This is a genomic window from Flavobacterium lacisediminis (genome assembly GCF_025909975.1).
In the GTDB taxonomy this organism is placed as follows: Bacteria; Bacteroidota; Bacteroidia; order Flavobacteriales; family Flavobacteriaceae; genus Flavobacterium; species Flavobacterium lacisediminis.
Genome location: NZ_JAPCIO010000004.1, coordinates 38,878 through 64,524, shown reverse-complemented (window position 1 = coordinate 64,524; position 25,647 = coordinate 38,878). Strand labels below are relative to the sequence as shown.

Genomic DNA, 25,647 nt, shown 5'->3' with positions numbered 1-25,647 from the left:
GTAATTAAAATTTAATCAATTAACGTTGAATTATTGTTTTTTTAATTCTTATATTTGCAAACTCAAAAAAATACACAAAATATAAATACGAAAGAAAATGACGAAAGCAGATATCGTAGCGAAAATTTCAGAGAAATTAGGACTTGAAAAAGGAGATGTTCAAGCAACAGTTGAGACTTTTATGGAAGAAGTGAAAAACTCGTTAGAAACTGGTGACAATGTTTATTTAAGAGGTTTTGGAAGTTTTATCATCAAAACTAGAGCTGAAAAAACAGGAAGAAACATTTCTAAAAACACTACAATTAAAATCCCTGCACACAACATTCCAGCATTTAAACCAGCTAAAGTGTTTGTAGAAAGCGTTAAAGAAAAAACAGAAGTTACAGTATAAAAACTATTTATTAATCTAAACACCAACATGTTATGCCAAGTGGTAAAAAAAGAAAAAGACATAAGGTAGCAACTCACAAACGTAAGAAAAGAGCGAGAGCAAACCGTCATAAAAAGAAAAAGTAGTTTAAAACTACTTTTTCTTTTTTAGAAAAAAAAGTTCATTGAAAACAATCAATTTAACATTGATTATCGGGAAAAATCCTGTAAAATTATTATTTAATCCATCCTTACAATTAGCCATAAGCCTTAAGCTTTAAGCTGTATGCGTTTTACGCCTATTGCTTATAACTTATTGCCTATTGCCGAAAAGTTCGGATAAAAATGTACTGCATGAACAAAGAGTTAATTATTCGATCAGGTTCAGACGCTGTAGATTTTGCCTTATTAAAAGATGGAAAACTAATTGAATTACACAAAGAAGAAGAAAAACAAAGCAATTTTGCGGTTGGTGATATTTTTATTGCCAAAATCCGTAAACCCGTTGCTGGCTTAAATGCCGCATTTGTGAATTTAGGTCATGAGAAAGATGCTTTTTTGCATTATCACGACTTAGGTCCAAATCTTCCTTCTTTAATGAAATTCATTAAACTTGTAAGCGCAGGTAAAATAAAAGATTATTCACTCAAAAATTTTCCTTTTGAAGCTGAAATTGACAAAGATGGCTCTATAACCGACATTCTAAGTGCCAATCAATCAGTTTTAGTTCAAGTAGTAAAAGAGCCTATCTCTACCAAAGGTCCCAGAATTAGTTCTGAGATTTCTTTAGCTGGAAGATATGTGGTTTTAGTTCCTTTTTCAGACCGAGTTTCTGTTTCTCAAAAAATAGAATCAAGAGAAGAAAAAGACCGATTAAAACGACTGGTTCAATCTATTAAACCAAAAGGATTCGGGGTTATTGTGAGAACAGTAGCCGAAGGCAAAAAAGTAGCCGAACTTGATAAAGACCTGCAAACACTGCTTGACCGTTGGTCAGCAATGAGCAGAAGGTTACAAACTGCTCATCATCCATCAAAAGTATTAGGAGAACTTAACAAAGCTTCTTCTATCTTAAGAGATGTATTTAATGATACCTTCACTGGAATTCATGTTGATGATGAAGATTTGTATCTTGAAACGAAGGAGTATTTGCAAGAAATAGCTCCCGATAAAGTGTCTATCGTAAAACACTATCAGTCTAAGGAACTGCCTCTTTTTGAGAAATACAATATTGAACGACAAATAAAAACGTCTTTTGGAAAAACAGTTTCCATGAGCAAAGGTGCTTATTTAATTATTGAACATACCGAAGCTTTACACGTTATCGACGTGAACAGCGGAAATCGTTCAAGCAAAGCAACTAGCCAAGAAGATACTGCTCTAGAAGTTAATATGATTGCTGCAGCTGAAATTGCACGTCAGTTACGACTTAGAGACATGGGCGGAATTATTGTGGTGGATTTCATTGATATGCAAAATCCAGAAAACCGCAAAGTATTGTACGACTTCTTAAGAGAAGAAATGAGTGACGATAAGGCCAAGCATAAAATCTTGCCTCCTAGCAAATTTGGATTAATTCAAATAACTAGACAAAGAGTTAGACCAGAAGTTAATATTAAAACAAGAGAAGAAGACCCTAACAATGAAAACGGGGAAATTGAAGCTCCAATTTTAATCATCGACAAAATAGCATCTGACCTTGAACGCATTATAAAAGACCATAAAAAAGTTGTACTTAATGTACACCCTTTTGTGGCAGCATACCTTACAAAAGGTTTTCCATCATTACGTTCGAAATGGTTTTTCGAATATAAGAAATGGGTGAAAATTATACCTCGTGACGCTTACACGTATCTAGAATATCACTTCCTTGATAAAGAAGGAAATGAAATTATAGTAAAATAATATGGGATGTATCCTGTAAAAATAAAAAACCGCCTTTCGAAAGATTGGCGGTTTTTTTGTTTTTATTCACTCTCAAATTGTACTTTTCTTCTGATTTCGTTACCAAATTCATCTACTACGGTAATGATATGAAATCCTGTTGTAGCAAAAATAGGTTTCTCGTGAAAGGTTTTTGTGGTTCCTACATATTTATCGTCTAAATACCAGAATAACTCCGCGTTTGAATTAGAATGCGCTACTTTGATGATGGCGGGCTGCACTTTACTTTCAAAATCTTTAGTTAATATAATTTTAGTGTTAGCTTTTGGATAGATAAAATCCATACGTTTGTCTTGTAAAGCGTCTACGCAATCACTTCTGAATGGTGGTAAATTTTGATAATTTACATTTTTACTTTTATAATACCATTCCATAACCGGTGGTAGAACAAACCAAGATTTGGTTATCATTTCATCAACACTTTCACAATTACTATTGACTCTAAATTGCTGATTTTTATCTAAATGAATAATTTTATGATACGGACAATTGTCTGTTTTTTTAGCTGTTTTTGGAATCCATTGTTTTATTTTCGGACAATGTTCTTGCGCTAAATAACCCGAAAGCTCACAAACCTCGACAGGATCTAAGTCGTTATAAGGTATTTCAAACCATTTCGATTTTGGTAATAATCTGAAAACGTCAAATAAAATCGGAGCTGCACTATCAACTCCAGTTAATAATGGTCTTCCTTCGCCTGTGGCATTTCCTACCCAAATTCCCACTACATAATCTTTGGTAACCCCAATTGCCCAAGCATCTCTACTACCAAAACTAGTTCCTGTTTTCCATGCGATTTCTAATGAAGAATCGTAGAATTTCCAAGCTTCATCACCTTCTGGTCGGTTAACTTCTTTCATCGCATTAAAGGTTTGCCAAATAGCGCCAGCACCAAAAATGTTTTTCTGACGTGAACTACTTCCAAAATCGGGTTGAAAATCAGCATCGTAATTCAAATTTAGCATTTCATTCTTACGATATTTGGAATCGTTTTGATTGAAATACGTCAGCGTGGAAGACATATAAGCATACGCTTTACACAAATCCCACAAATTCGATTCAGCTCCACCTAAAATCAACGATAAACCATAAATAGAAGGTTGTCGATTTACATTTCGCAACTTTAATTGTTGTAATTTTTCATAAAACTGATTCACAGAATAATCTTGTAACATCAAAACAGACGGAATATTCAAAGAACGCGCCAAAGCTCTACTCGCAGGAACCGCTCCATCATAAGTTAAATTGAAATTCTGAGGCGAATATCCTGAAATTTGGGTAGGAACATCAGGAACCAAAGTTTGCGGTAAGATGTAACCATCATTCAGCATGGCAGCATACAAATAGGGTTTCAAAATACTTCCTGTACTTCGTGGCGCTTCAATAATATCTACGTCTTTTTGATGCTCTTTATCCGTTGGACTGTTTCCAACATATGTAATTACGTTACGCGTTTTTACATCAACCACCAAAACAGAAATATTATAGACTTGATTTTGTTTGTAATAGTTATAATATTGTTTTACGATTTCGTTGGTACGCTCTTGTAAATCCAATTGAATGGTGGTTTTTATTTTTTCTGTAGGATGTTCTTTTGCTACTTTTTGAACCAAATGAGACGCAATTTGTGGTACATCAAACGGTTTTTGAGGTAAACTTTCTTGTAATGATAATTCGTAAGTTGCTTTGTCTATGACGTTATCGTTGTACAATTTCTTTAGTAATCGATTGCGTTTCGCTAATAATCGTTCTTGATTTTTACCTGGATAAATTAAACTTGGCGCATTGGGTAAAACCGCTAAAGTAGCGGCTTCCGCCCACGATAATTGATGGGGTTGCAATCCGAAATATTTCCAAGACGCCATTTCTAAACCTACTACATTACTTCCAAAAGGCGCATGCGCACAATACAATTCTAAAATTTTATCTTTCGAATGACGAAATTCTAAACGCGTTGCGAGAATCATTTCGATTCCTTTTTCAAAATAGGAGCGCGACTTTCCGTTTCGATGCAAACGAATTACTTGTTGGGTTAGCGTACTTCCACCTCGAACTACACGATTTGCTTTTCGATTTTGTTTAAAAGCGTGATACATAGAAATTGGGTTAAACCCAAAATGTTTATAAAAATGTTGGTCTTCAAAAGCAACAATACATTTCTGAAATTTATGAGGCACACTATCACTTTCTGGAAAACGCCATTGCCCATCGGAAGCGATTTTAGCTCCTAAAAGCTGCCCGTCTTGACTTTCAATTACGGTAGAATAGTTGTTTTCAAAAAGTTTTCTTGGGAGTGAGAAATAGTAAACTACCACAAGCAATAAGCTTATGGCAGTTTTAATTTTATTATTTCTAATTTTAGTTTTTAATCGAGTAAACCAACTTACTCTTTCACTATTTGCACCCATTGTCCTTTGGTTCTTGCCAAATAATTATTGTCGTACATCGCTTCACATTGCACTCCTGGGAAATAATATTTTCCTAAATAAGTGGCATTTAACAACATGGTAAACGTTTTGGTTTCACCCGATCTGATTCCGAAATAGAATTGTGTTCTGTCATCGCGAATATCAATGTAATCGGCTTTGTTTTCGGCATAACTTCCAAAATCGGTATAACGTGAATTCATAATTTCAAATCCAGAAGGAACAATTTGCGAAAGTGCTACATTTTCTAATGTTTCATCCGACTGATTTCTAATAGTTACTTGCGCGACGATTTCTGTTCCTTGTTTTACAGAACTTAAATTCAAAACAGTTCCTTTTCTATCTTTATAAACTACCGAGGTTGAGAAGTTTTCCTGAATTTCTTTTTCTTGTCCAACAGGTAAAATTCCGCTATTTAATACACGAACATAAAGTGTTCCGCTGTTTTTATTTTGAATCGTTACCGAATTTGAACCTTGTTTTGCTACTAAATTTCTATCCACAAATGATTTTTTAGAACTAACTGTTTCTGATTTTCCAGCTATAGAATACGTTATATTCACACCTTTTCCACCATTTTTAAGCGCGAATTTTGACATAGCATACAATCCAAAAGCAGTGGTTTGTGTACTCATATAACGATTAGAAGATAAATCCTTGGCTAATTTGTTTGCCATTTCATACGCTTTCGTTTTGTTATCTACCAAAATGTAGGTTTCTAAAACCATAGCTCTATTTCTTTCTTCCGAACCGTAGTAATAATCTGCATATCGTTTGTCTTCTTGAGCAGTTGTTGTTCCTATCAAAGATAACGCGGCTTTCTTTTGACCGGCTAAAGCATAAGCGGCTGCTAATCTCAATTTTGATTCGTTTGAGATTCCGGTAGTTTCTCTTAATCTGTTCATTGAACCCATATCAGCTGAACCTGCTAATGCTAAAGTGTATAAACGATACGCTTGAGCAAAGTCATTGCGATATTGCGCGTTGAATCGCCATTTTTTAGCTTCGGATTGTTGGAACGAAATCCACTTGTTTTTAAATCCGATAGGTAAAACGTATCCTTTTTTCTCTGCTTCAATTAAGAAATGTCCAGCATAAGAAGTGGCCCAATCATCTACATAATTATTTCCTTGCCAATAACTTAATCCACCATTTGATAATTGGAAATTCCCTAATTTTTGAATTCCAGCATTGATATTTCGTTGAATTTCTGCTTTTTTGTTCGCATCAACATCCATAATATCCGCCAAATACAATTGTGGAAATACAGCCGAAGTCGTTTGCTCCACACAACCATGTGGATATTGAATCAAATAACTCAATCGACCATTAAAATTGATGGTTGGAAAAGACGAAACTTCTAATCTTGCTTTGTTACTTCCTGCCACTCCAAATGTTTTCCAATTGATTGTTTTGGAGCCGTTTGCCGGAATTACCATATCTACGTAATCATTCGTAACTGGATTCGGATTCGTAACATCAACTTCCACTGCATAGGTTGATTTTTCTTTTCCTGATGTGGCAATAACTTCAATTTTTCCAATTCCTGTTGCACTTCCAACTTCTAAATTAAAGTAGACTACTTTTTCATCTGGCGAACTGAAGCTTACATTTTGAGTTGTATTCCCAATGATTCGTACTCCATTATTTGTTTTTAATTGTACATTAACATTTTTCACTTGGCTTTCCATTGCGAAAACGGTTACTGGCAACATAATTCTTTCGTTTGGAGAAATTTTTCTTGGTACCGAAGCCAATACCATAACAGGTTTTCTCACAAAAGAAGTTTTTTCTACACTTCCGTAAGCACTAGTTTTGGCATCACCAGCAACAACCATTGTTCGTACCGAACCAACATAATTTGGTAAGGTAATCGTATGTGATTTGGTTTGTCCTTTTTCTAATTTAAATGGTCCTAAATAAATGACAACTGGTTTAAATCGATTCGCTTTTTTGGCATTTCCTCCTGCTAAATCTTGGTCACCACCAATACTAAAAATCTGGTTTATTTTTCCACCATAAGCACCAATTACATCATCATAAACATCCCAAGTTTTTACGCCAAGCGCTTGTCTTGAATAGAATTTATCCCAAGCATTTGGAGTTTTAAATCGGGTTAAATCTAACAAGCCATCATCTACAATTGCAATGGTATAGGTCATTTCTTTACCTGATTTTTCACTTACTTTTACGATAGTTTTTTGTTCCGGTTTTAACACCGCAGGAATTGATACTTCAGGCTCTAAAACGGTATTTTTATTGATAACTTCTACTGGCAAAATTCCGTACATTCTAATTGGCGTGTCATTTATTGTAGACGCGTGTGGTTTTAACAACGAAATATGGAAATATACATTTGGCGCCATATCACCCGTGATAGGAACTTCCACTTGTGTTTCTCCTTTTTTAGTGGTTGCCCAAAGTGTTTTAATAACTTTCGAACCGTTTTCAATCGAAATTAAAGCTCTTCCGCCTTCACTTGACGGGAAAGAAACGATAGCATTTTCTCCAACATTGTATTTTTCTTTGTTGGTTGTAAATACTAGCATATTTGCTGTTTCGCTACTTCCTTGACGCGATTTTCCTGACCAATATGGCCAATCGATATATGAGGTTAAACTTGTAGCATGACCATCATAAGTATCTTCTACTCGAATTAAATATCTTCCCCAATCAGCTTCTGGAATTTTAAATTGAACACTTGCTTTTCCTGTGGCATCAGTTGAAACCACATAATTTCTGTAAGCCGTTGTTACTTCTGAAGAGTTATATTGTGATAAATCATCTCCGTCAGAATTCCACCACCAACGCCATTCTACTTTATATACACGAACTGTTAAATTTCTAACTGATTTTGGTTTACCCAATTCATCTAAAGTCACGATATCATAGCGATTTACTTTATCGGTTTCTAATAAGCCGTATTTGTTTGGTTCTGGAGCTTTTATTCCAACGTAAGTTTTATACGGAGAATACGTTGCTGTAGCTACATCAGTACTAAAATCACCACCATTTTCGAAGGCTTTTGTTTGGAAAACCATTTTCAATTTTCCTGGTGCTTGACTTGTTATTTTAGGTTGAATCGCAACTTTAGCTTTTCCTAAATCATTAACTTTTCCTGAAAAAACGTTTACTTCTTCGGTATAAAATTTACGCACTTCATCATCAAAATCATATTTCTCATACTTTTTGAAAACAGTTTGTTGTTCCAAGAATTTAGCTTGCATTTCTACTTTCAGATTTTTTGCAACCGCTCCATGCAACCAAGCTACTTCAACTTCGCCACCGTTTAATCTATTACCCGAAAGTTGTTTATCAGCAAAACTATTTTTAATTTTTAAACGATTTGGTTTGATGGTTTCAATCTTGATGCTTTTGTAAAAATGTACCCCACCGACAGAAATTTTTACTTCCCAATTTCCTGTTGGGTCGTTATCTTTTGTGGCTAATTTGAATTTATAATGGTTTAAACTGTTATATTTTTGGACCATTTGGTAACGCATTTTTCCTTGCGGATCGCTTAACTTAAACGTAATTGGGTGTGATTTTTCTAATTTGCTTTCCACATCATTCAACATGAAAGCCAAATGCAAAGTATCGCCTGGACGCCAAACACCTCTTTCTCCATAGATAAATCCTTTTAAGCCTTTTTGTAATTCTTCACCACCGACATCAAAATTACTAACAGACAATGATTGTCCTTCATCTAATTTCACGTAAGTTGTGTTTTTGTCTTTGGTAACAATCGCAAAAAAGGCATATTTTTTCAACTCGGTTTTTGCTATTCCTTCACTATCGGTTGTGATAGTTCCTAAAAGTTGTTGTTGAAAATTATACAATTCAATTTTAGCTGATGCAACTGGCTGTGTTGAAACAATGTTATTCACGGCAAAAACATACGAACCGTTTCCGCCACGTTTTGCTATAACTCCTAAATCGGAAGCAATAACATTCGTAAAAATAGTGTTGTTGTAATAGTACGAATCGGTACACGGATCTTCTCTTTCGTACCAATCATAACCTTCGTAATAATAATCGTCGTAATAATCTTGACTACTTCTTACTTCATCATCTTGTTCTTCCTCTTCTTCATTTCCTTCATCAACGTAAGCCGAAGTACATTTGTAAAGCGAATATTTACGTTTATACGATATTTCAACGCGATAAATGGCACCAGGATTTGGTGTGATTATTTTAGATAAATCAATCGCATACGCATTCCATTTGCTGGAATTTTGCAATTTATTTTTATTTAACGCAATGGTTTTCTTAACTATAGGTTGAGCTACTTTTCTTAGATTTTGACTTCCATTTAATTCGTTATCTTGAAGAAACTGTAGAATATTGTTTTTATAAATTTGATACACCTTTACATCAACTGCGCTCAAATTAACCGATTCAAAATTGATTTTTAAGTTATTTGAACTTGGTAAAATCGTTCCGCTTTTTATGAAACGAACTCCAGGTTTTACTTGTTCGAACGTAACTTTTTCGGAAAAATTTTGTTTCATTTTGAAGCCGTCTTCGCTTTCAATTCCTTGAAAAACTTCTACTAAAAGTTCGCCTTTTAAAGGTTCTTTGAAAAATACCTTTAGTAAATTTCCTGCGGTTGCAAAACGTAAATTAAGAGCTGATTCTACTTGTACTAAACCAGAAAAATCTTGATCTCTGTTTAATGGGTCAGAAAAGTTTAATAATAAGACTTGATTGTTGTCTTTCTCAACTTCAGCCGAAACTATTTTAAAATTACTTTTTCCAGGAATATCGTAGAGCATTTCGCCTTTTTGGTCGATATCAAAAGGAGTTCCATCCCATGAAATTTTAATTTTAGTGTCTTCGACTTCTCTTTTAATGCTATCGATTACAAATTTGTATTCCTTTTTATTGCTTAACTCTTTGACAAACTTAATTTTTACCGCTTTATCTTCTTGATTAACAGAAATAAGTTTTTTTGCAGTTTCAAAATCCAAATCATCACTTGACGTGATTACTCCGTTTAAATATTGGTAATCTTTACTGTACGATTGCAAATCATTTGTCGTTACCATAAAATCTTGCTTTATGGTTTTAATTGTGAAGTTAAAATCTTTTAATTTGCTAGGAACATTCGTCAGTTCCGACAAATGAAGCGTAACTTGATATTCTTTATTTTGGTCTAATTTTTTTTCTGGAATAAATGCGATGGTATTATTAGAAAGCGCTACCACTTTACCATCAACACTTGGGCTAATGGTAAACAAATTTTCATCTAACTCTTCGTTGGCTGTCCATTCTTTTTTATCGAAAGCTAAAACTACTCTAATGTCGCTGTTTGCCGAGACCAATCCCGAACTAAAGTTGAGAATATACGCTTTGAACTGAGAGAAATCAGAGTTGAAATCTTTAGCGCTTTTAGAGCACGACAAAGCTACAATCAATACAAATATTAATTGTAAAAAACGAGTTGTTTTCATTTGGAAGGAGATTAGAGAGTTAGTTTGTTTTTGTTCTCAAATTAGCAACAACAAAAACCGTGCAAATTCTTACGTAAATATAAAAATATTTTTGAATAAAATCCTTACAAAAATTTATCGCTTATTTTTAAAAAATGCTTTCATCAAATCGGCACATTCTTTTTCTAAAACACCTGAAATTACTTGGGTTTTCGGGTGTAATTGCGTTCCCATTTTTTGGAATCCTCGATTTTCATCTGAAGCACCAAAAACAATTTTAGAAATTTGGGACCAATACAAAGCACCTGCACACATTTGGCAAGGTTCTAAAGTCACGTATAAAGTACAATCTTTTAAATATTTTCCACCTATGAAGTTTGCAGCACTAGTTATCGCTTGCATTTCGGCATGAGCGGTAACATCGTGAAGTAATTCTGTTAAATTGTGTGTTCTTGCAATGACGCGATTGTCAATCACAATAACAGCTCCCACTGGAATTTCACCTTTTTCAAAAGCAATTTCGGCTTCTTGTAAGGCTTTCTTCATAAAAAAGTCGTCGGTAAAAATATTCTCCATAAGTACAAAAATACAACAACCAATTCTTACTTTTGTGCTGTGATGGAAAATTTGCTTTCAAAAATTAACAATCCTACCGATTTAAGGAAACTTCCTGAAAATCAACTTCCTCAATTAGCCAAAGAATTGAGAGACTTTATCATTGATATTGTTTCGAAAAAAGAAGGGCATTTGGGTGCGAGTTTAGGCGTTGTCGAATTAACGATTGCGCTTCATTACGTTTTCAATACTCCTGAAGACTTATTAGTTTGGGATGTGGGTCATCAAGCTTACGGACATAAAATCTTAACCGAAAGACGCGACATTTTCCACACGAATAGAGAATTAAACGGAATTTCGGGTTTTCCTAAACGAAGTGAAAGTGTTTATGATACGTTTGGTGTGGGACATTCCTCGACTTCGATTTCGGCAGCTTTAGGAATGGCTTTGGCATCGCAATTAAAAGGTGAACTTGAAAAACAACATATTGCAGTAATTGGTGATGCCTCCATTGCAAGCGGAATGGCTTTTGAAGGTTTAAATCATGCAGGGGTTACCGATGCTAATTTATTGGTGATTTTAAATGATAATGCGATTGGAATTGATCCGAGTATTGGTGCTTTGAAGGATTATTTGACAGCCGTTAAAGAAGGTAAAAATCCAAAGCAAAATAACATCATCAAATCCTTGAATTTTGATTATTCGGGACCTATAGATGGTCACGATTTACCAAAATTGATTTTAGAATTAGAAAGATTAAAATCAGTAAAAGGTCCGAAATTCTTGCATGTTATAACTACCAAAGGCAAAGGTTTACAATTAGCAGAAGAAGACCAAGTAAAATATCACGCTCCAGGAAAATTTGATGCCGAAACAGGCAAAATCCATCCAAAAGACGAATCGCATTTACCACCCAAATTTCAAGATGTTTTTGGACACACATTAGTGGAATTAGCTAATCAAAACGAAAAAATCATTGGAATAACGCCAGCAATGCCTACAGGAAGTTCAATGACTTACATGATGGAAGCTTTTCCAAAACGCGCTATTGATGTTGGAATTGCAGAACAACACGCGGTTACCTTAGCTGCTGGAATGGCAACACAAGGAATGGTTGTTTTTTGTAATATTTATTCTACTTTTTTACAACGTGCTTATGATCAAGTAATTCATGATGTCGCTTTACAAAATTTACCTGTTATTTTTTGTTTGGACAGAGCAGGATTGGTTGGCGAAGATGGTGCAACACATCACGGAGTTTTTGATATTGCCTATTTGAATTGCATTCCGAATATGATTATTGCGGCTCCAAAAGACGAAATGGAGCTACGAAACATTATGTTTACTGCTTCTGAAGGATTAAATCATCCGATTGCAATTCGTTATCCGAGAGGAAGAGGTGAAAATCTGAATTGGGAACAACCTTTTGAGAAAATAGAAATAGGAAAGATAATAGAACTTCAAAGAGGAACAAAGGTTGCTGTTTTATCCACTGGAACTATTGGAATTAACGTAACGAAAGCTTTAAACGATATTGATAATCCAAGTTCATTTTCGCATTATCATTTTCCTATTATAAAACCATTAGATATAGATGCTGTAAAATCTATTGTTAATTCTCACGAACATATTATTACTATTGAAGACGGAGTAATTACTGGTGGTTTTGGAGAACAAATCTGTGCAATCATTGCGACAAATAATTTAAATAAATCAATTATAAATCTCGGAATTCCTGATTCATTCATAGAACATGGAACAGTTTTTGAGTTACAACAACTTTGCAAAATCGACGTTAATCATTTAAAACAATTATTTAATACTTATTAAGATGTTTAAAAAAGCTTACCTATTTGGGTTATTAGTTATTTGCTTACAATCTTCAGCGCAAATTATTAGAACTAAATTACCTGATTCTACTTCAAACTGGACAAAAGAAAATAAAGTGGGTTTAGATATTTCACAGATAACTTTTGTAAACTGGAATGCAGGAGGAAATAATTCTGTTTCAGGACTTTTGAAAGGTCAATTTATTCGTACTTACAATAGAGAAAATATACATTGGAAAAACGAATTAATTGCCCGCTACGGAATTAATAAGCAAGAGAAACAAGATGCTAGAAAAACAGATGACCAATTTCAAATAAACTCAACTTTTGGATATAGAACAGATACAATATCTAATTGGTATTATGCGGGAAAATTTAATTTTAATACTCAATTTGCAAATGGTTATGCTTATCCAAATACAGATTTAGCAATTTCTAAACCTTTTGCCCCAGCCTATACTTTTTTAGGAATTGGTGCTGAATATTCGAGAAAAGATTTGAATTTTAATCTATATCTTTCTCCATTAACACAGAAAACAACCATGGTATTTGATCAAAGGTTAGCTAATCAAGGTGCTTTTGGGGTTGAAAAAGCAATTTATGATGAATTTGGAAATCTTGTTAAGGAAGGTAAAAATATTAGAAACGAAACTGGAATCTTAGTTACAAATCAATGGAAAACAGAAGTTTATAAAAACATTGTGCTTGAGCACCGAATTGCATTATATACTGACTATATTAATAATTTTGGAAATATTGATGTAGACTGGCAGCTTCAATTAGACATGACCGTAAATCAGTATGTAAAAGCTAATATTGGAACACATATTGTTTATGACGACGATATAAAATCAAAAGAAGAAGTCAATGGAATGCAAGTTATTAAAGGTCCAAAAATTCAGTTAAAACAATTACTAGGTGTAGGTCTAACTTACTCATTCTAATAAAAAAAAATGCTCCGAAAAACGGAGCATTTTTTTTTATTCTTTAATTCAAAATAATTTTTCTTGTGTGAGAAATTCCATCCCAATCTAATTTCAAGATATACATTCCTGTTTCTAAACCTTGAAGATTAATTGATTGTTGTGCAATATAATTAGAAAATGATTGTTTATAAACCTGTCTTCCATTTAAATCGTAGACAATTACGTTTAATTCTCCTGCATATCCATTAATATCAATATTTAAAAGACCTCTTGTAGGATTAGGATATACTTTGATTAAATCAGCATTTAAGAAATAATCAGCACTTAGTGTACAGTTAGGTCCTGGTGATGGTGTTGTAAAGTCCTCAACTTGATCTGTCGCACTTGATGCTGAACCAGAAGAAGCATTAACCCCTAATCCTCTTCTTGCAAAAACTTCCCAAATCATACAAAAATCTTGACCTCCTGTTGTAGCTTGATCAGCAGCAATTAAAGCATCCCTACCTGAAACAAATGTAGGAGAACATGGCTGTAATTTTAAAGCATCTAAAACCAATCGCATCACCTTGTTATTACCACCTGTTCCTGTAAATTTATTTGAATCAAATCCATATTTATCCACATAAGCCCAAGCCAAATCCCATAAAATGGTAGCCCAAACAGAACCAACGCCATGAGGAACAACTTGAGTATTGGTTCTTCCAAAAGTAAAAGGATTAATAGACATGTCAACTGAATAAGGGTATGTTCTAATACCAGTCCCATCTGTTGGCTCACCAAACACAAATGTTCCAATACCTCTTTTATCACTAGGATTATCGCCTGCTTTCATTTGCATCATCAAACCAAAGAAATCAGACCAACCTTCACCCATTTGTTCAGCATTACCTAAACAGCTTGAATTACTTCTACCTCCAGCTAATCTAGTAGAAATTCCATGACCATATTCATGCGCTATAACTCCATTATCAAAATCACCATCTGAATTTACAAAAGTAACAGGTTCGCTTTTTAAAGTTATATTAACAGTTCCTGTTCCTAATTGAGCTATTAAAGCTTCTCCTACACTATAAGAAACAAAAATTGCAGGAATTGTTACCGCTGCATTTGCACCAGACATATTAACAAGAGTATCTGGATTAGCCGCATCATTATTTACTATTATAACCGCAATAGCTCCCGCAGCTTGCGCATTAATTACTTTATCCACAAAAGGACAAGTACCTCTTCTTATAATTACTATTTTACCATTTAATAATGCCCCATTAGTTGGAGCCTCACAAGCATCACTATTATCTGGTGTGGCGTCATTATACAAAACCAAATCAGATGTAAGACCTGGAGCAAGAGGAACAGGTACGTGGCCTGGATCAAAAGCATTCTCAGCAGCATCGTATTGACCTGCTATAGTTGATGGCGAATTAACTGTTAGCAATTTTTGTCTTGGTCCTACATCCCAAAGATACATTTGCATTCTTGGAATAGATCCATCCACAGGTGTAGAAAAATTAGCATTATTGGTTCCTCCTCCATCTTGAGAATCTGCAAGAACATAATCACCTGCTCCTAAAGGTGCAGTAGCTGGACCTCGACCGTAATTATTGGATTGAAAATTTCCATTTAATTCATTGAAACCATAATGATACCATACATCGTGCATCATATTATTCATATAGAATAAATTAGTGGTTGCTGCATCTGTATAAGTGGTTGCTGCAACTGCAGTTCCTCCATAAGGGAAATCAAATAATAATGATGCTCCCCCATCTGGTCTTAGTCCGTTTCCATTATTTCCATTTGCATCTTCTTGTGCAAATACGTTATTACCTCTTGTGTATGTAAATTCAGCTCCAGACGCAGCATTAGTATCATGCCAACCAAATGGAGACGCTACAACATTATGTGGCGTTGATAATAACTCACGATTTCCATGATTTGGGCTTTCTGTTTCAAATGGAAATACACGATAAGAACCAGATTGAATTTCAAATATATTAGCTTGCGCTTCTTTGAAACCTATTTTATTGAAGAAAAAGTTGTGTTTATGATTTTTATGATCTTTACTACCAAAGTTACAACTGATAACCCAATCTTGTTTATCTAGCAACTTTGAATCAACTGCATCAACTCTTACACTCCAAAGATGTTTATAATCTTGAGTATAAAAATTTAAGTCCCAAGCTAATCTTAAACTACCATTATCTAAAACATGATAAACTAGTTCTGCATTTACATCTTCTTCCACAACTCCATTTGACAACTTAAACTCTTTATCTGATACATGAAGAATTATTTCAGAATTAATTGGCGTATCATTTAAGATATTTCTTGCATACGATAAAGCATCAATAACTGATATTGTAGGTGAAACAGTGTTGATTTTTTGGTTTATATTAGAAATAAATCCATTATGCATTTCAATTACAGCACCATTCTTGTACCAAACATTAGAAAGTGAAGAAAATATCTCAACACCTTGATAACGCTGCTTAATGTAATAATTTTCAATATTAGTTGATGTGGAATTTGCCGTACTTTCAATTATCCAATCGGATATATCTAGAGTAGTTAAATTAAACTTTTGTTTGTTCTCATCTAAATAATTTTGAATTTTCTCATTTGGCGATTGCGAAAAAGCAAAAAAAACAGATAAAACATTTAATAATAGTAATGTTTTTTTCATAATAGTTGTGGGTTAGTTAAATGTAATTATTTCAAATATAAGGTTTTATTTTATTATTAGAAAAAACAAATCATTTTTAATACTTGTTTAATCTTCTAATCAAAAACAAAAAAGGCTCCGTTTTACGGAGCCTTTTTTTTAAATATTCAATATATCTTAGTTTAAAACCACTTTTTCAGAGTACGATAAATTTTCCCCTTCAAGTTTAACAATATAAACTCCAGATTGTAATCCTGTCAAATTAATTGCTTTTTCAGATGAGAAGTCTCCAGAACTTGAAAGAACTTTTCTACCATTTAAATCAAACACATTAATATCTAAATTACCTGAATAATTTGGAACTGAAATAGTAACAACTCCATTAGAAGGATTTGGATATAATTTAATTCCTTTTACTAATGCATTATCTTCTGCAGACAAGGTTGTAGCTGTGAAAGCTCCAGAGAAAATTCCTCTACCATAAGTTGCAGCAAATACTGTATTATCATTTCTTAAATCTAAATCCATAACTTTTACGTTACTCATACCATTGTATGATTGATTCCAAGTTGGAGTTGCAGAATCAAAATTGCTTGAATACCAAACACCTAATTCTGTTCCAATAATAACTTCTGTAGCAAATCCACTTCCGTCAACTTTTAAAGGATTTCTCATAATCGCTTTTACAGGAATATCAGGGAAATTACCTTCTTTATTAGTCCAAGTAACACCAGCATCTTTAGTATACCAAACACTCACAACATTATAGTTGTGCATTGTAACAAAGATTTCATTATTAGAAGAACCAAACTCAATATCAGAAATACTTCCTACAAAACTAGGACCTGTAATATCAACCCAAGTACCAGTTGTAGTAGCTGTTCCAGTATAAGTATTTGCAGTAGGAATTCTGTATAATTTACCTAATCTCGTACCCACTAAAAGCACAGTAGCAGTAGTTGTGTGTGGAGAAACTGCAAAAGCAGTTGGCGATGATGTTAATAAAGCATTCGAGAATGTAGTTCTTGAAGCTGGACCACCACCTTTTAAATTTCCATATCTTCTAATTTGATAAACACCTGCCGAAGTTGTGTAATCAGAATATAAAAAGTCTAAATTAGAATCTAATATCATAGGTGCGATAAAAGCTCCATTATTACTATTATTATCCGCATCAATTGTTTTAGCTGCAACTGTTGAACCAGGTAATGGTCTTAAATTGATATTCTCATTATAAACATAATTCGAAATATAATATTTATCTGCACCTTGATCAAACATTGTATATGCTCCATCACCTCCTTGCGATTCTACTGATGCATTTACACCAGCTGAAGCATTAGCAAAATATTGCGTTCCGTTATCTTGCGCACCTGCAGCAAAATACTCTCCTGCTAAACCACTAACTGCATTTGTTGGAGCAACACCTACACTATAAAATTGTGTGATATTTAAACCTGTATTTCTTGCAGTTGGAGCCGTACCAGTTGTAGATAAACTACCTGAGTAATAAACACCACCATCATTACCAAAAACAGCAATATTTGGAGCCCCTGGTTTAAATGTCATAGCGTGCTGATCAGAGTGAACGTTTACTGTCCAGTTAGATATTGCTACCCAACCAGCAGTTGTTGCACCTCCATTAGCAGAACGATATAAATCTATACCTCCTACATAAATAATTTGATCATTTGTAGGATCTGATTCAATCATCAAGTCATAGAATGCTTGCGCACCAGTAAATCCATATGTTGTTTCTCTTGTTTCATTACCTACTGGCAATGCTAAAACTGTAGGAGTAGTTGTAAACCCATCGGTTGTAACTTCTAATTTCACCTCAATTGTAGGATTTGCAGAATCCGCTTGACTTAATTCAGATAAAACATAAATCTTGTTAGGATTAGTGTTTGAAATTTCAATTTCTACACGAGCACCTCCACCGTTTCCAGTTACTGTATGTTTAGGTGTGAAAGTAGTCCCGCCATCAGCAGAACCAAATACTCTTCCTCCACCATCTCCAAAAGTCCAACTATCTGTTGTTGATACCCAAATTCTTCCATCAGAACCAATTTCGATATCATTTGGACAGTGTCTATTACCATTAGCAGTAGTAGGCATTGTTAACAACGTCCAACTAGTACCTCCGTTTGTAGATTTATAAATTCCATATTCAAAAGCTCCTTGATAAGTAACAGAATTACCTGAAGAATAATATCCATCCCCAGCAGCAACAAAAATTTCAGAAACACCTCCATTATTTTTTACCACAACATCATTAATATTTTGAACACCTGGAACGATGCTACCAGTAGGCACTCCAACTAAACTTGGATTTAAAGTTCCATTAACAGTAGCCGACCCTAAAGCAGCTTCTAAAATATCTCCATCTGCTTTTGAAACCATTACAGAAGGAATTAAAACAGATGCTCCACTTCCATCATCCCCCATTGGAACAGGAGTACCATCAACGTTATTCATAACGATTACCCCAACTGCTCCAGCTGCTTGAGCAGCTAATATTTTAGTAACGAAAGAACAAGTTCCTCTTCTGATTAAAGCGATTTTACCATTCAATGCAGCAGCATTTGTTACAGTTTCACAACCATTAGAAGTAGGTGCTGTATTATCAACAATTAATACAATGTTTTGTGTAATTGCTGTAGTAATTGGTGGACCAAAAGCCGTTGTAGGATAACAAGCATATGATCCAGCTATTCCTGCAGGGCTATTAATTGTAACTGATGATGCGGCAGAAAAATAAGTAGCTCCAGAAATACCTCCTAAAACTTTAGACCATGTTAATCCTGCATTACTTGTTTTCCAAACACCATCTCCATTAACATCTCCAAAAACACAAGACTCTCCTGTTCCAGCATACCATACACTTGTATTATTTGGATCAAAAGTTATACTTGTAACATTTAAGTTTTCTGGAATATTTATTCTTGTCCAAGATGAACCTGCACTTGAAATATTAGTGTTTTTCCATAATCCTCCACTTACTCCTCCAGCAATTACCGTATTGTAAGTTAAATCAGTAGGGTCAAACATAATAGCTCTTGTTCTACCTCCAACATTATTTGGACCTCTTTCAGCCCAGTTATTGTCGGCAGCATCCCCTGGAGTTCTTCCATTAGCAAGAGCTTCAGCTCTTTCTCTAATTAATCTTTCTCTAAGAATGTTAAGTTTTTCAACTGTTGGTCTTCCTAGTTCTGGATCCATAGTTAACTCCCATTCCATCTCATAATATTTATTAGGTGGAAGTCCGTTAGCTTTTCTTTCATCCTTAGACATCAACATAGTCTCTTTAAAAGGAGAATTCGCTAAATTTTTAGCATGCTTCTTTCTAATTGCTTTAGCTTGCTTTTTTGTTAAAGTACCATTAGTAGCTACAACATTTTTTGTTGATTTGTCATTTTTGTCTTTACTTTTCTCGGCAGTATTTTGACCGAAACTTAAAGAAAAAATAAACAATGCACTAAGTAAAAATAGTAATTGTTTTTTCATGGTTAAAATGAGGTTAATATTATTATAATTTAAACAAAATTAGCAATTTAGCTGTAATTTCAAATTTTTTTACGAATTATTTTTTCATATTCATTTATTTGCCTGAATAGTTTTGTATAATTCTAAAGCTTTACCATCTGTTAATAACGAAACGAAGTGGCAAATATGCAAGAGTCTGTCGTAAAGATTTTCTTTTTGAAACTGAAAACGCTCAGGTAGTAATTTTAGCAATAATTCATCATAATTAGATGCCGTTCCATTTTCTTTTTTATTATAAGCAGTACAAAAACTATCCAACAAATTATTGATAATTTTATAACCCATTACTTCTTTCTGAATTACTTCCTTACTTTGATATACGTTTTTAATACTGATTTGGATGATATCGTTCATTTGGGCTTTGTACTGACTTTTATCCATCAAGGCAAATGGGAATTCTCCTGCCAAAATTGCTTTTTCGTTATCCATAAAAACAGCTACCGCATCGTTGATTAAACTTCCAATGGCTAATGCGCGCAAATAACTGATTCTATCTTCTTTGGTAAGTAATTCGTTGTATTTTTTGGTATCGATTCCGTTTTTGACTAGTTTGATTAGATATTCTAATGCGTATTCTTCGGATATCCAACCTAAGTTAATTCCGTCTTCAAAATCGATAATGGTGTAACAAATATCATCAGCTGCTTCTACTAAATACGCTAACGGATGACGTTCAAAACCAATATCATTTCCTGATTTATTTGAAATCAAACCTAAATCGTTTGCCACCTCAGCAAAGAATTCTTTATCTTGCTGAAAGAAGCCATATTTTTTATCACAGATTTTTTGTGTTGGTTTTTTTGGCAAACTTTCTTTTGGATATTTCATAAAAGCTCCCAAAGTGGCATAAGAAATACGTAAACCGCCTTCAATTCCTTCACGAGATGCAGCTAAAACTGAAAATCCATTGGCATTTCCTTCAAAATCAATTAAATCTTGCCATTGTTTTTCGGTTAATTGGTCTTTGTATTGCAATCCGTTTCCAGTTTTGAAATATTCGCCAATTGCTTTTTCTCCCGAATGCCCGAAAGGTGGATTTCCAATATCATGTGATAATGCTGCAGCAGCCACAATCGCGCCAAAATCATTCGCTTGATATCCGTGAACTTCTTGTAAATGTGGATATTTAGCAATAATTTGCTTTCCAACTAAACGTCCAAGAGAACGACCAACAACAGAAACTTCCAAACTATGCGTTAATCGATTATGAACGAAATCGGTTTTTGAAAGAGGAATGACTTGGGTTTTGTCTTGCAAACTTCTGAAAGCGGCAGAAAAAATAATTCGGTCATAATCAACTTCAAAGCCTAAACGGGTGTCGTCTTGCTCTTTTCGTAAACGTTTACTGGTATCGCCTTGTCTTTTTAAGGACAATAATTGTTCCCATTGCATCATAAAATTAACTATTTTGACTGATTAATAAATTTTAATCGAGTCGTAAAAATATACCCTAATTTTCTATCTCTTATTCTTGAATTTTACCAATTTCATCTAATTCATAAAATTGATTTTTCCTCTCATCCAACAAATCTTTCTTAACTACATATGTATCAGATAGAGAATCATGCCATCCTCTTGTATTTCCTCCCAAGAAAGAAAAATGATTAAATGGAATTAATCGACTAAAGGTGCGTTTGAGAATTTTTACTCCGTCTGGCTTTTCCCCATTTATATCAACGACAACAGTTTTTGTAATTAACTTACCTATTGTTCTTGAAAAAAGTGTTTCTGCTATTAAATAATAGATCACAGTAATAATTATTCCTATTAAATACTCACCAAGACCTCCAATGTTTTGTGCCCAATCTAGAAATGAATCAATACCAAAAAGTCCAGCTAAAACACCTAATACCAGTGATAACACAAAGATTAAAATGTATTGAAAAATTAAGTCAATGAAATAATTTCCAAGTCTTTGCCCTTGAGAGGCAAACATATTACTAGTTACAATAAATTCTTGTTTTTGATTTTGCTCCATAAATTTTACTCTTTTTCGTTAGCTAAAAAGAAATTTCTCGATTTTTTTGGGTACTGATTATAACTCTTATCACTCGGATTTACGATAACCGATTTGATGTTGATTTCATCTCCTACTTTGAAGTTTTTTTCTGTGTATTGGTAATCCAATAAATATTCGCCGCAGAAATAGTTTCCGTCTGCGTCTTTTTCTATAATTCCTGTGTGAACCCCTTTTTTATCTTTTGACATAATCTGTTTATTTTTTTCAAATGTACGAATTGGATTGTAATTATTTAAAAGAAAAACAGCCATCAAATGATAGCTGTTTTCTATATTATATTCTCTGTATTCTATTCTCTAATTAAGAACCACACATTTCACAATCTTCTGGACCGGCATTTTTTGCCATTTCAATCATTGCTCTGTATTCTTCAGCTGTCATTTCTACTGGTTCACTTACAACAGCAATGCTTTCTACTTTTTGAGTTGGTTCTTGTATCTCAATTGGTGCCGCTACTTTATCGTTATTTAAAGTAAACTTAATCGCATCTACTGCCGCTTTAGTTCTTAAATAGTACATTCCAGTTTTTAAACCTGATTTCCAAGCGTAAAAATGCATCGAAGTTAATTTCGCATAATTCGCATCTTGCATAAACAAGTTCAACGATTGCGATTGGTCAATAAAATAACCTCTTTGACGACTCATATCGATAATATCTTTCATCGACATTTCCCAAACCGTTTTGTATAATTCTTTTAAGTCAGCAGGAATTTGTGGAATGTTTTGCACAGAACCATTATGACGCATGATTTCTTGTTTCAATGTTTCATTCCACAAACCTCTTTCTACTAAATCATGTAATAAATGTTTGTTTACTACAATGAATTCTCCAGAAAGTACTCTTCTTGTATAAATATTAGAAGTATATGGTTCGAAAGCTTCGTTATTTCCTAAAATTTGAGAAGTTGAAGCGGTTGGCATTGGCGCTACTAATAGTGAGTTTCTTACTCCGTTTGCCAATACTTCTTTTCTTAAACTTGCCCAATCCCAACGGCCAGAAAGTTCTTCATCTTTTAATCCCCAAAGGTTGTGTTGGAATTCTCCTTTAGAAATTGGCGAACCTTCGTAAGTTGAATATGGTCCTTCTTCTTTTGCCATTTCCATAGAAGCGGTTACGGCTGCAAAGTATAAAGTCTCGAAAATTTCTTGATTTAATTTTTTCGCTTCATCACTTGTAAAAGGCATTCTCAACATGATAAAAGCATCCGCTAAACCTTGTACTCCCAATCCAACTGGACGGTGTCGCATGTTTGAGTTTTCTGCTTCTACAACTGGATAGTAATTTCTATCAATTACTTTATTTAAGTTTCTAGTAACACGTTTTGTTACGTTATATAACAATTCGTGATTGAATGCTCCATTTTCAACAAACATTGGTAACGAAATAGACGCCAAGTTACACACTGCAATTTCATCTGCAGAAGTGTATTCCATGATTTCTGTACATAAATTAGACGAACGAATGGTTCCCAAATTCTTTTGGTTTGATTTTCTGTTCGCTGCATCTTTGTACAACATATATGGTGTTCCTGTTTCGATTTGAGATTCAAGAATTTTTTCCCAAAGTTCACGTGCTTTGATGGTTTTTCTACCTTTTCCTTGTGCTTCGTAAGAAGTATATAAAGCTTCAAACTCTTCTCCATAAACGTTATCTAATCCTGGACATTCGTTTGGACACATTAAAGTCCAAGTTGTATCTTCCTCAACACGTTTCATGAATAAATCGGAAGTCCACATCGCGAAGAACAAGTCTCTTGCACGCATTTCTTCTTTACCCGTATTCTTTTTCAAATCTAAAAATTCGAAAATATCAGCATGCCAAGTTTCTAAATAGATAGCGAAACTTCCTTTACGCTTTCCTCCACCTTGATCTACGTAACGAGCGGTATCATTGAAAACACGTAACATTGGAACAATTCCGTTTGAAGTTCCGTTTGTTCCACGAATGTATGAACCTGTTGCTCTTACATTGTGAATAGCTAAACCGATTCCTCCTGCTGATTGCGAGATTTTAGCCGTTTGTTTTAAAGTATCGTAAATTCCGTCAATACTATCATCTTTCATTGTTAATAAGAAACAAGATGACATTTGAGGTTTTGGAGTTCCTGCATTGAATAATGTTGGTGTAGCGTGTGTAAAGAACTTTTTCGACATCAATTCGTAAGTTTCAATTACTGCTTCTAAATCATTCAAGTGGATTCCAACCGAAACACGCATTAACATGTGTTGCGGACGTTCTACAATTTTTCCGTTGATTCTTAATAAATACGAACGCTCTAAGGTTTTAAAACCAAAGTAATCGTAATTAAAATCGCGAGTATATATAATATGAGAATCTAAAAATTCTGCATTTGCTTGAATTACTTCGTGCACCTCATCTGAAAGCAAAGGCGCTTCTTGATTGGTTCTTGGGTTAACATAATGATACATTTCACTCATCGTTTCCGAGAATGACTTGTTGGTGTTTTTATGTAAGTTTGAAATAGCAATTCTTGCCGCTAATTGCGCATAATCTGGGTGAGCAATTGTCATAGAAGCTGCTGTTTCAGCTGCTAAATTATCTAATTCTGATGTAGTTACTCCGTCATACAATCCTTCAATAACACGCATGGCTACTTTAACAGCGTCAACTCTGTCATTTAAACCATAACATAGTTTTTTAATTCTATCTGTGATTTTGTCGAACATTACTGGCTCCTTATGGCCATCTCTTTTAACTACATACATACTTTTTTAGTGTTTTGAAATCAGGCAATCCCTTCCCTGCTTTCTGGTTATTTGTAATCTTTTTTTTTTGAATTGAGTTTTACTTCCTAATTCTAACGGAAATATATTTGCTTTTAGTACACCGATTAAAAATCAGCGTCAAAACTAATTTTACTTGATTCAGAATCGGAGTTCATTACTCCTGCTTTTTGATATTCAGCTACACGTTTTTCAAAGAAGTTGGTTTTTCCTTGTAACGAAATCATGTCCATAAAATCAAATGGATTCGAAGAATTATAAACTCTATCACATCCTAACTCTACTAATAATCTATCCGTTACGAATTCTAAATATTGAGTCATTAAAGTAGCATTCATACCAATTAAACTTACTGGAAGCGACTCGGTAATGAATTTTCTTTCAATACGTAAAGCGTCTACGATAATTTCTGTAATTCTTGCTTTTGGCACTTTGTTTACGATGTGATTCGTATGTAAATGAACCGCAAAATCACAATGCATTCCTTCGTCACGAGAAATTAATTCGTTTGAGAAAGTTAATCCTGGCATTAATCCGCGTTTTTTCAACCAATAGATAGAACAGAAAGAACCTGAGAAGAAAATTCCTTCTACTGCTGCGAAAGCAATTAATCTTTCTGCGAATGAATCCGATTCAATCCATTTTAAAGCCCACTCCGCTTTTTCTTTAATTGCTGGAAACACTTCAATGGCATGAAACAATTGATTTTTTTCTACCTCATCTTTTACATAAGTATCAATCAATAACGAATAAGTTTCGCTATGAATGTTTTCCATCATAATTTGGAAACCGTAGAAGAATTTTGCTTCTGGATATTGCACTTCGTTAACAAAGTTTTCCGCTAAATTCTCGTTTACAATTCCGTCAGACGCAGCAAAAAATGCTAAGATATGTTTGATGAAATATTTTTCATCATCGTTTAATTTATTGTTCCAATCATTTAAATCGGTATGTAAATCTATTTCTTCTGCTGTCCAAATACAGGCTTCTTGTTTTTTGTACCATTCCCATATATCTTGGTGTTTGATAGGAAAGATTACAAATCGATCTTTATTTTCTTGCAAAATAGGTTCCACTATAGACATAGCTATTTGATTTTAAAAATGTTAATGATTGGTTAAATTGACTTATTTGGGGATTACAAAGTTTGTCATTTGAAACGAGAAATGAAAGTCAAACTTATTCACAATTGG

At 33.9% G+C, this 25,647-nt stretch carries 14 protein-coding genes; 4 read left to right on the top strand and 10 right to left on the bottom strand.

The annotated features are described in order from the left end of the window. The first annotated feature begins 97 nt into the window (after nt 1-97). Both OJ995_RS07300 and OJ995_RS07295 read left to right on the top strand, forming a co-directional pair. Nucleotides 98-391 carry an HU family DNA-binding protein gene (locus OJ995_RS07300; protein ID WP_008254909.1) on the top strand — a complete coding sequence of 98 codons (294 nt, stop codon included), beginning with the start codon at nt 98-100 and terminating at the stop codon, nt 389-391. Between the two features lie 332 nt (nt 392-723). Next, nucleotides 724-2,274, top strand: coding sequence for a ribonuclease E/G (locus tag OJ995_RS07295; RefSeq protein ID WP_264368809.1), 1,551 nt, complete (start codon nt 724-726; stop codon nt 2,272-2,274). Between the two features lie 62 nt (nt 2,275-2,336). Here the strand turns inward: OJ995_RS07295 and pbpC are convergent, their stop codons facing one another. From pbpC to OJ995_RS07280, 3 genes are all read right to left on the bottom strand, one after another. Beyond that, the gene (gene pbpC / locus OJ995_RS07290; protein ID WP_264368808.1) at nt 2,337-4,721 is read right to left on the bottom strand and encodes a penicillin-binding protein 1C; all 2,385 of its coding nucleotides are present in this window, start codon (nt 4,719-4,721) and stop codon (nt 2,337-2,339) included. Next, nucleotides 4,697-10,192, bottom strand: a complete 5,496-nt coding sequence (locus tag OJ995_RS07285) for an alpha-2-macroglobulin family protein (protein ID WP_264368807.1) — start codon at nt 10,190-10,192, stop codon at nt 4,697-4,699. The genes pbpC and OJ995_RS07285 overlap by 25 nt, the downstream gene beginning before the upstream one ends. A 114-nt stretch (nt 10,193-10,306) precedes the next feature. Continuing rightward, a complete protein-coding gene (locus OJ995_RS07280) occupies nt 10,307-10,747 on the bottom strand; it encodes a nucleoside deaminase (RefSeq protein ID WP_264368806.1) in 441 nt (146 codons plus the stop codon). 39 nt (nt 10,748-10,786) lie between these two features. On the opposite strand from OJ995_RS07280, the gene OJ995_RS07275 reads away from it, so the two are divergent. Beyond that, nucleotides 10,787-12,556 (top strand): 1-deoxy-D-xylulose-5-phosphate synthase, encoded by a 1,770-nt coding sequence (locus tag OJ995_RS07275; protein ID WP_264368805.1) that lies wholly within the window; start codon nt 10,787-10,789, stop codon nt 12,554-12,556. A gap of 1 nt (nt 12,557) precedes the next feature. Then, nucleotides 12,558-13,499, top strand: coding sequence for a DUF3078 domain-containing protein (locus OJ995_RS07270; protein ID WP_264368804.1), 942 nt, complete (start codon nt 12,558-12,560; stop codon nt 13,497-13,499). A 43-nt stretch (nt 13,500-13,542) separates the two neighbouring features. On the opposite strand, the gene OJ995_RS07265 is transcribed toward OJ995_RS07270, so the two are convergent. The 7 genes from OJ995_RS07265 to OJ995_RS07230 form a co-directional block, all read right to left on the bottom strand. Continuing rightward, nucleotides 13,543-16,164, bottom strand: coding sequence for a T9SS-dependent M36 family metallopeptidase (locus OJ995_RS07265; RefSeq protein ID WP_264368803.1), 2,622 nt, complete (start codon nt 16,162-16,164; stop codon nt 13,543-13,545). A gap of 156 nt (nt 16,165-16,320) precedes the next feature. Continuing rightward, a complete protein-coding gene (locus OJ995_RS13565; RefSeq protein ID WP_284698684.1) occupies nt 16,321-19,650 on the bottom strand; it encodes a PA domain-containing protein in 3,330 nt (1,109 codons plus the stop codon). 90 nt (nt 19,651-19,740) lie between these two features. Then, nucleotides 19,741-21,081 carry a dGTP triphosphohydrolase gene (gene dgt, locus OJ995_RS07250; protein WP_264368965.1) on the bottom strand — a complete coding sequence of 447 codons (1,341 nt, stop codon included), beginning with the start codon at nt 21,079-21,081 and terminating at the stop codon, nt 19,741-19,743. 73 nt (nt 21,082-21,154) lie between these two features. Further along, nucleotides 21,155-21,667: an RDD family protein gene (locus OJ995_RS07245; RefSeq protein ID WP_264368802.1), complete on the bottom strand. Its 513-nt coding sequence runs from the start codon at nt 21,665-21,667 to the stop codon at nt 21,155-21,157. Between the two features lie 5 nt (nt 21,668-21,672). Beyond that, the gene (locus tag OJ995_RS07240; protein ID WP_264368801.1) at nt 21,673-21,897 is read right to left on the bottom strand and encodes a hypothetical protein; all 225 of its coding nucleotides are present in this window, start codon (nt 21,895-21,897) and stop codon (nt 21,673-21,675) included. A gap of 112 nt (nt 21,898-22,009) precedes the next feature. Continuing rightward, nucleotides 22,010-24,436, bottom strand: coding sequence for a ribonucleoside-diphosphate reductase subunit alpha (locus OJ995_RS07235; protein WP_264368800.1), 2,427 nt, complete (start codon nt 24,434-24,436; stop codon nt 22,010-22,012). A 125-nt stretch (nt 24,437-24,561) separates the two neighbouring features. Continuing rightward, entirely contained in the window at nt 24,562-25,539 is a 978-nt protein-coding gene (locus OJ995_RS07230) for a ribonucleotide-diphosphate reductase subunit beta (protein WP_133610137.1), read from the bottom strand. Between the last annotated feature and the right edge of the window lie 108 nt (nt 25,540-25,647).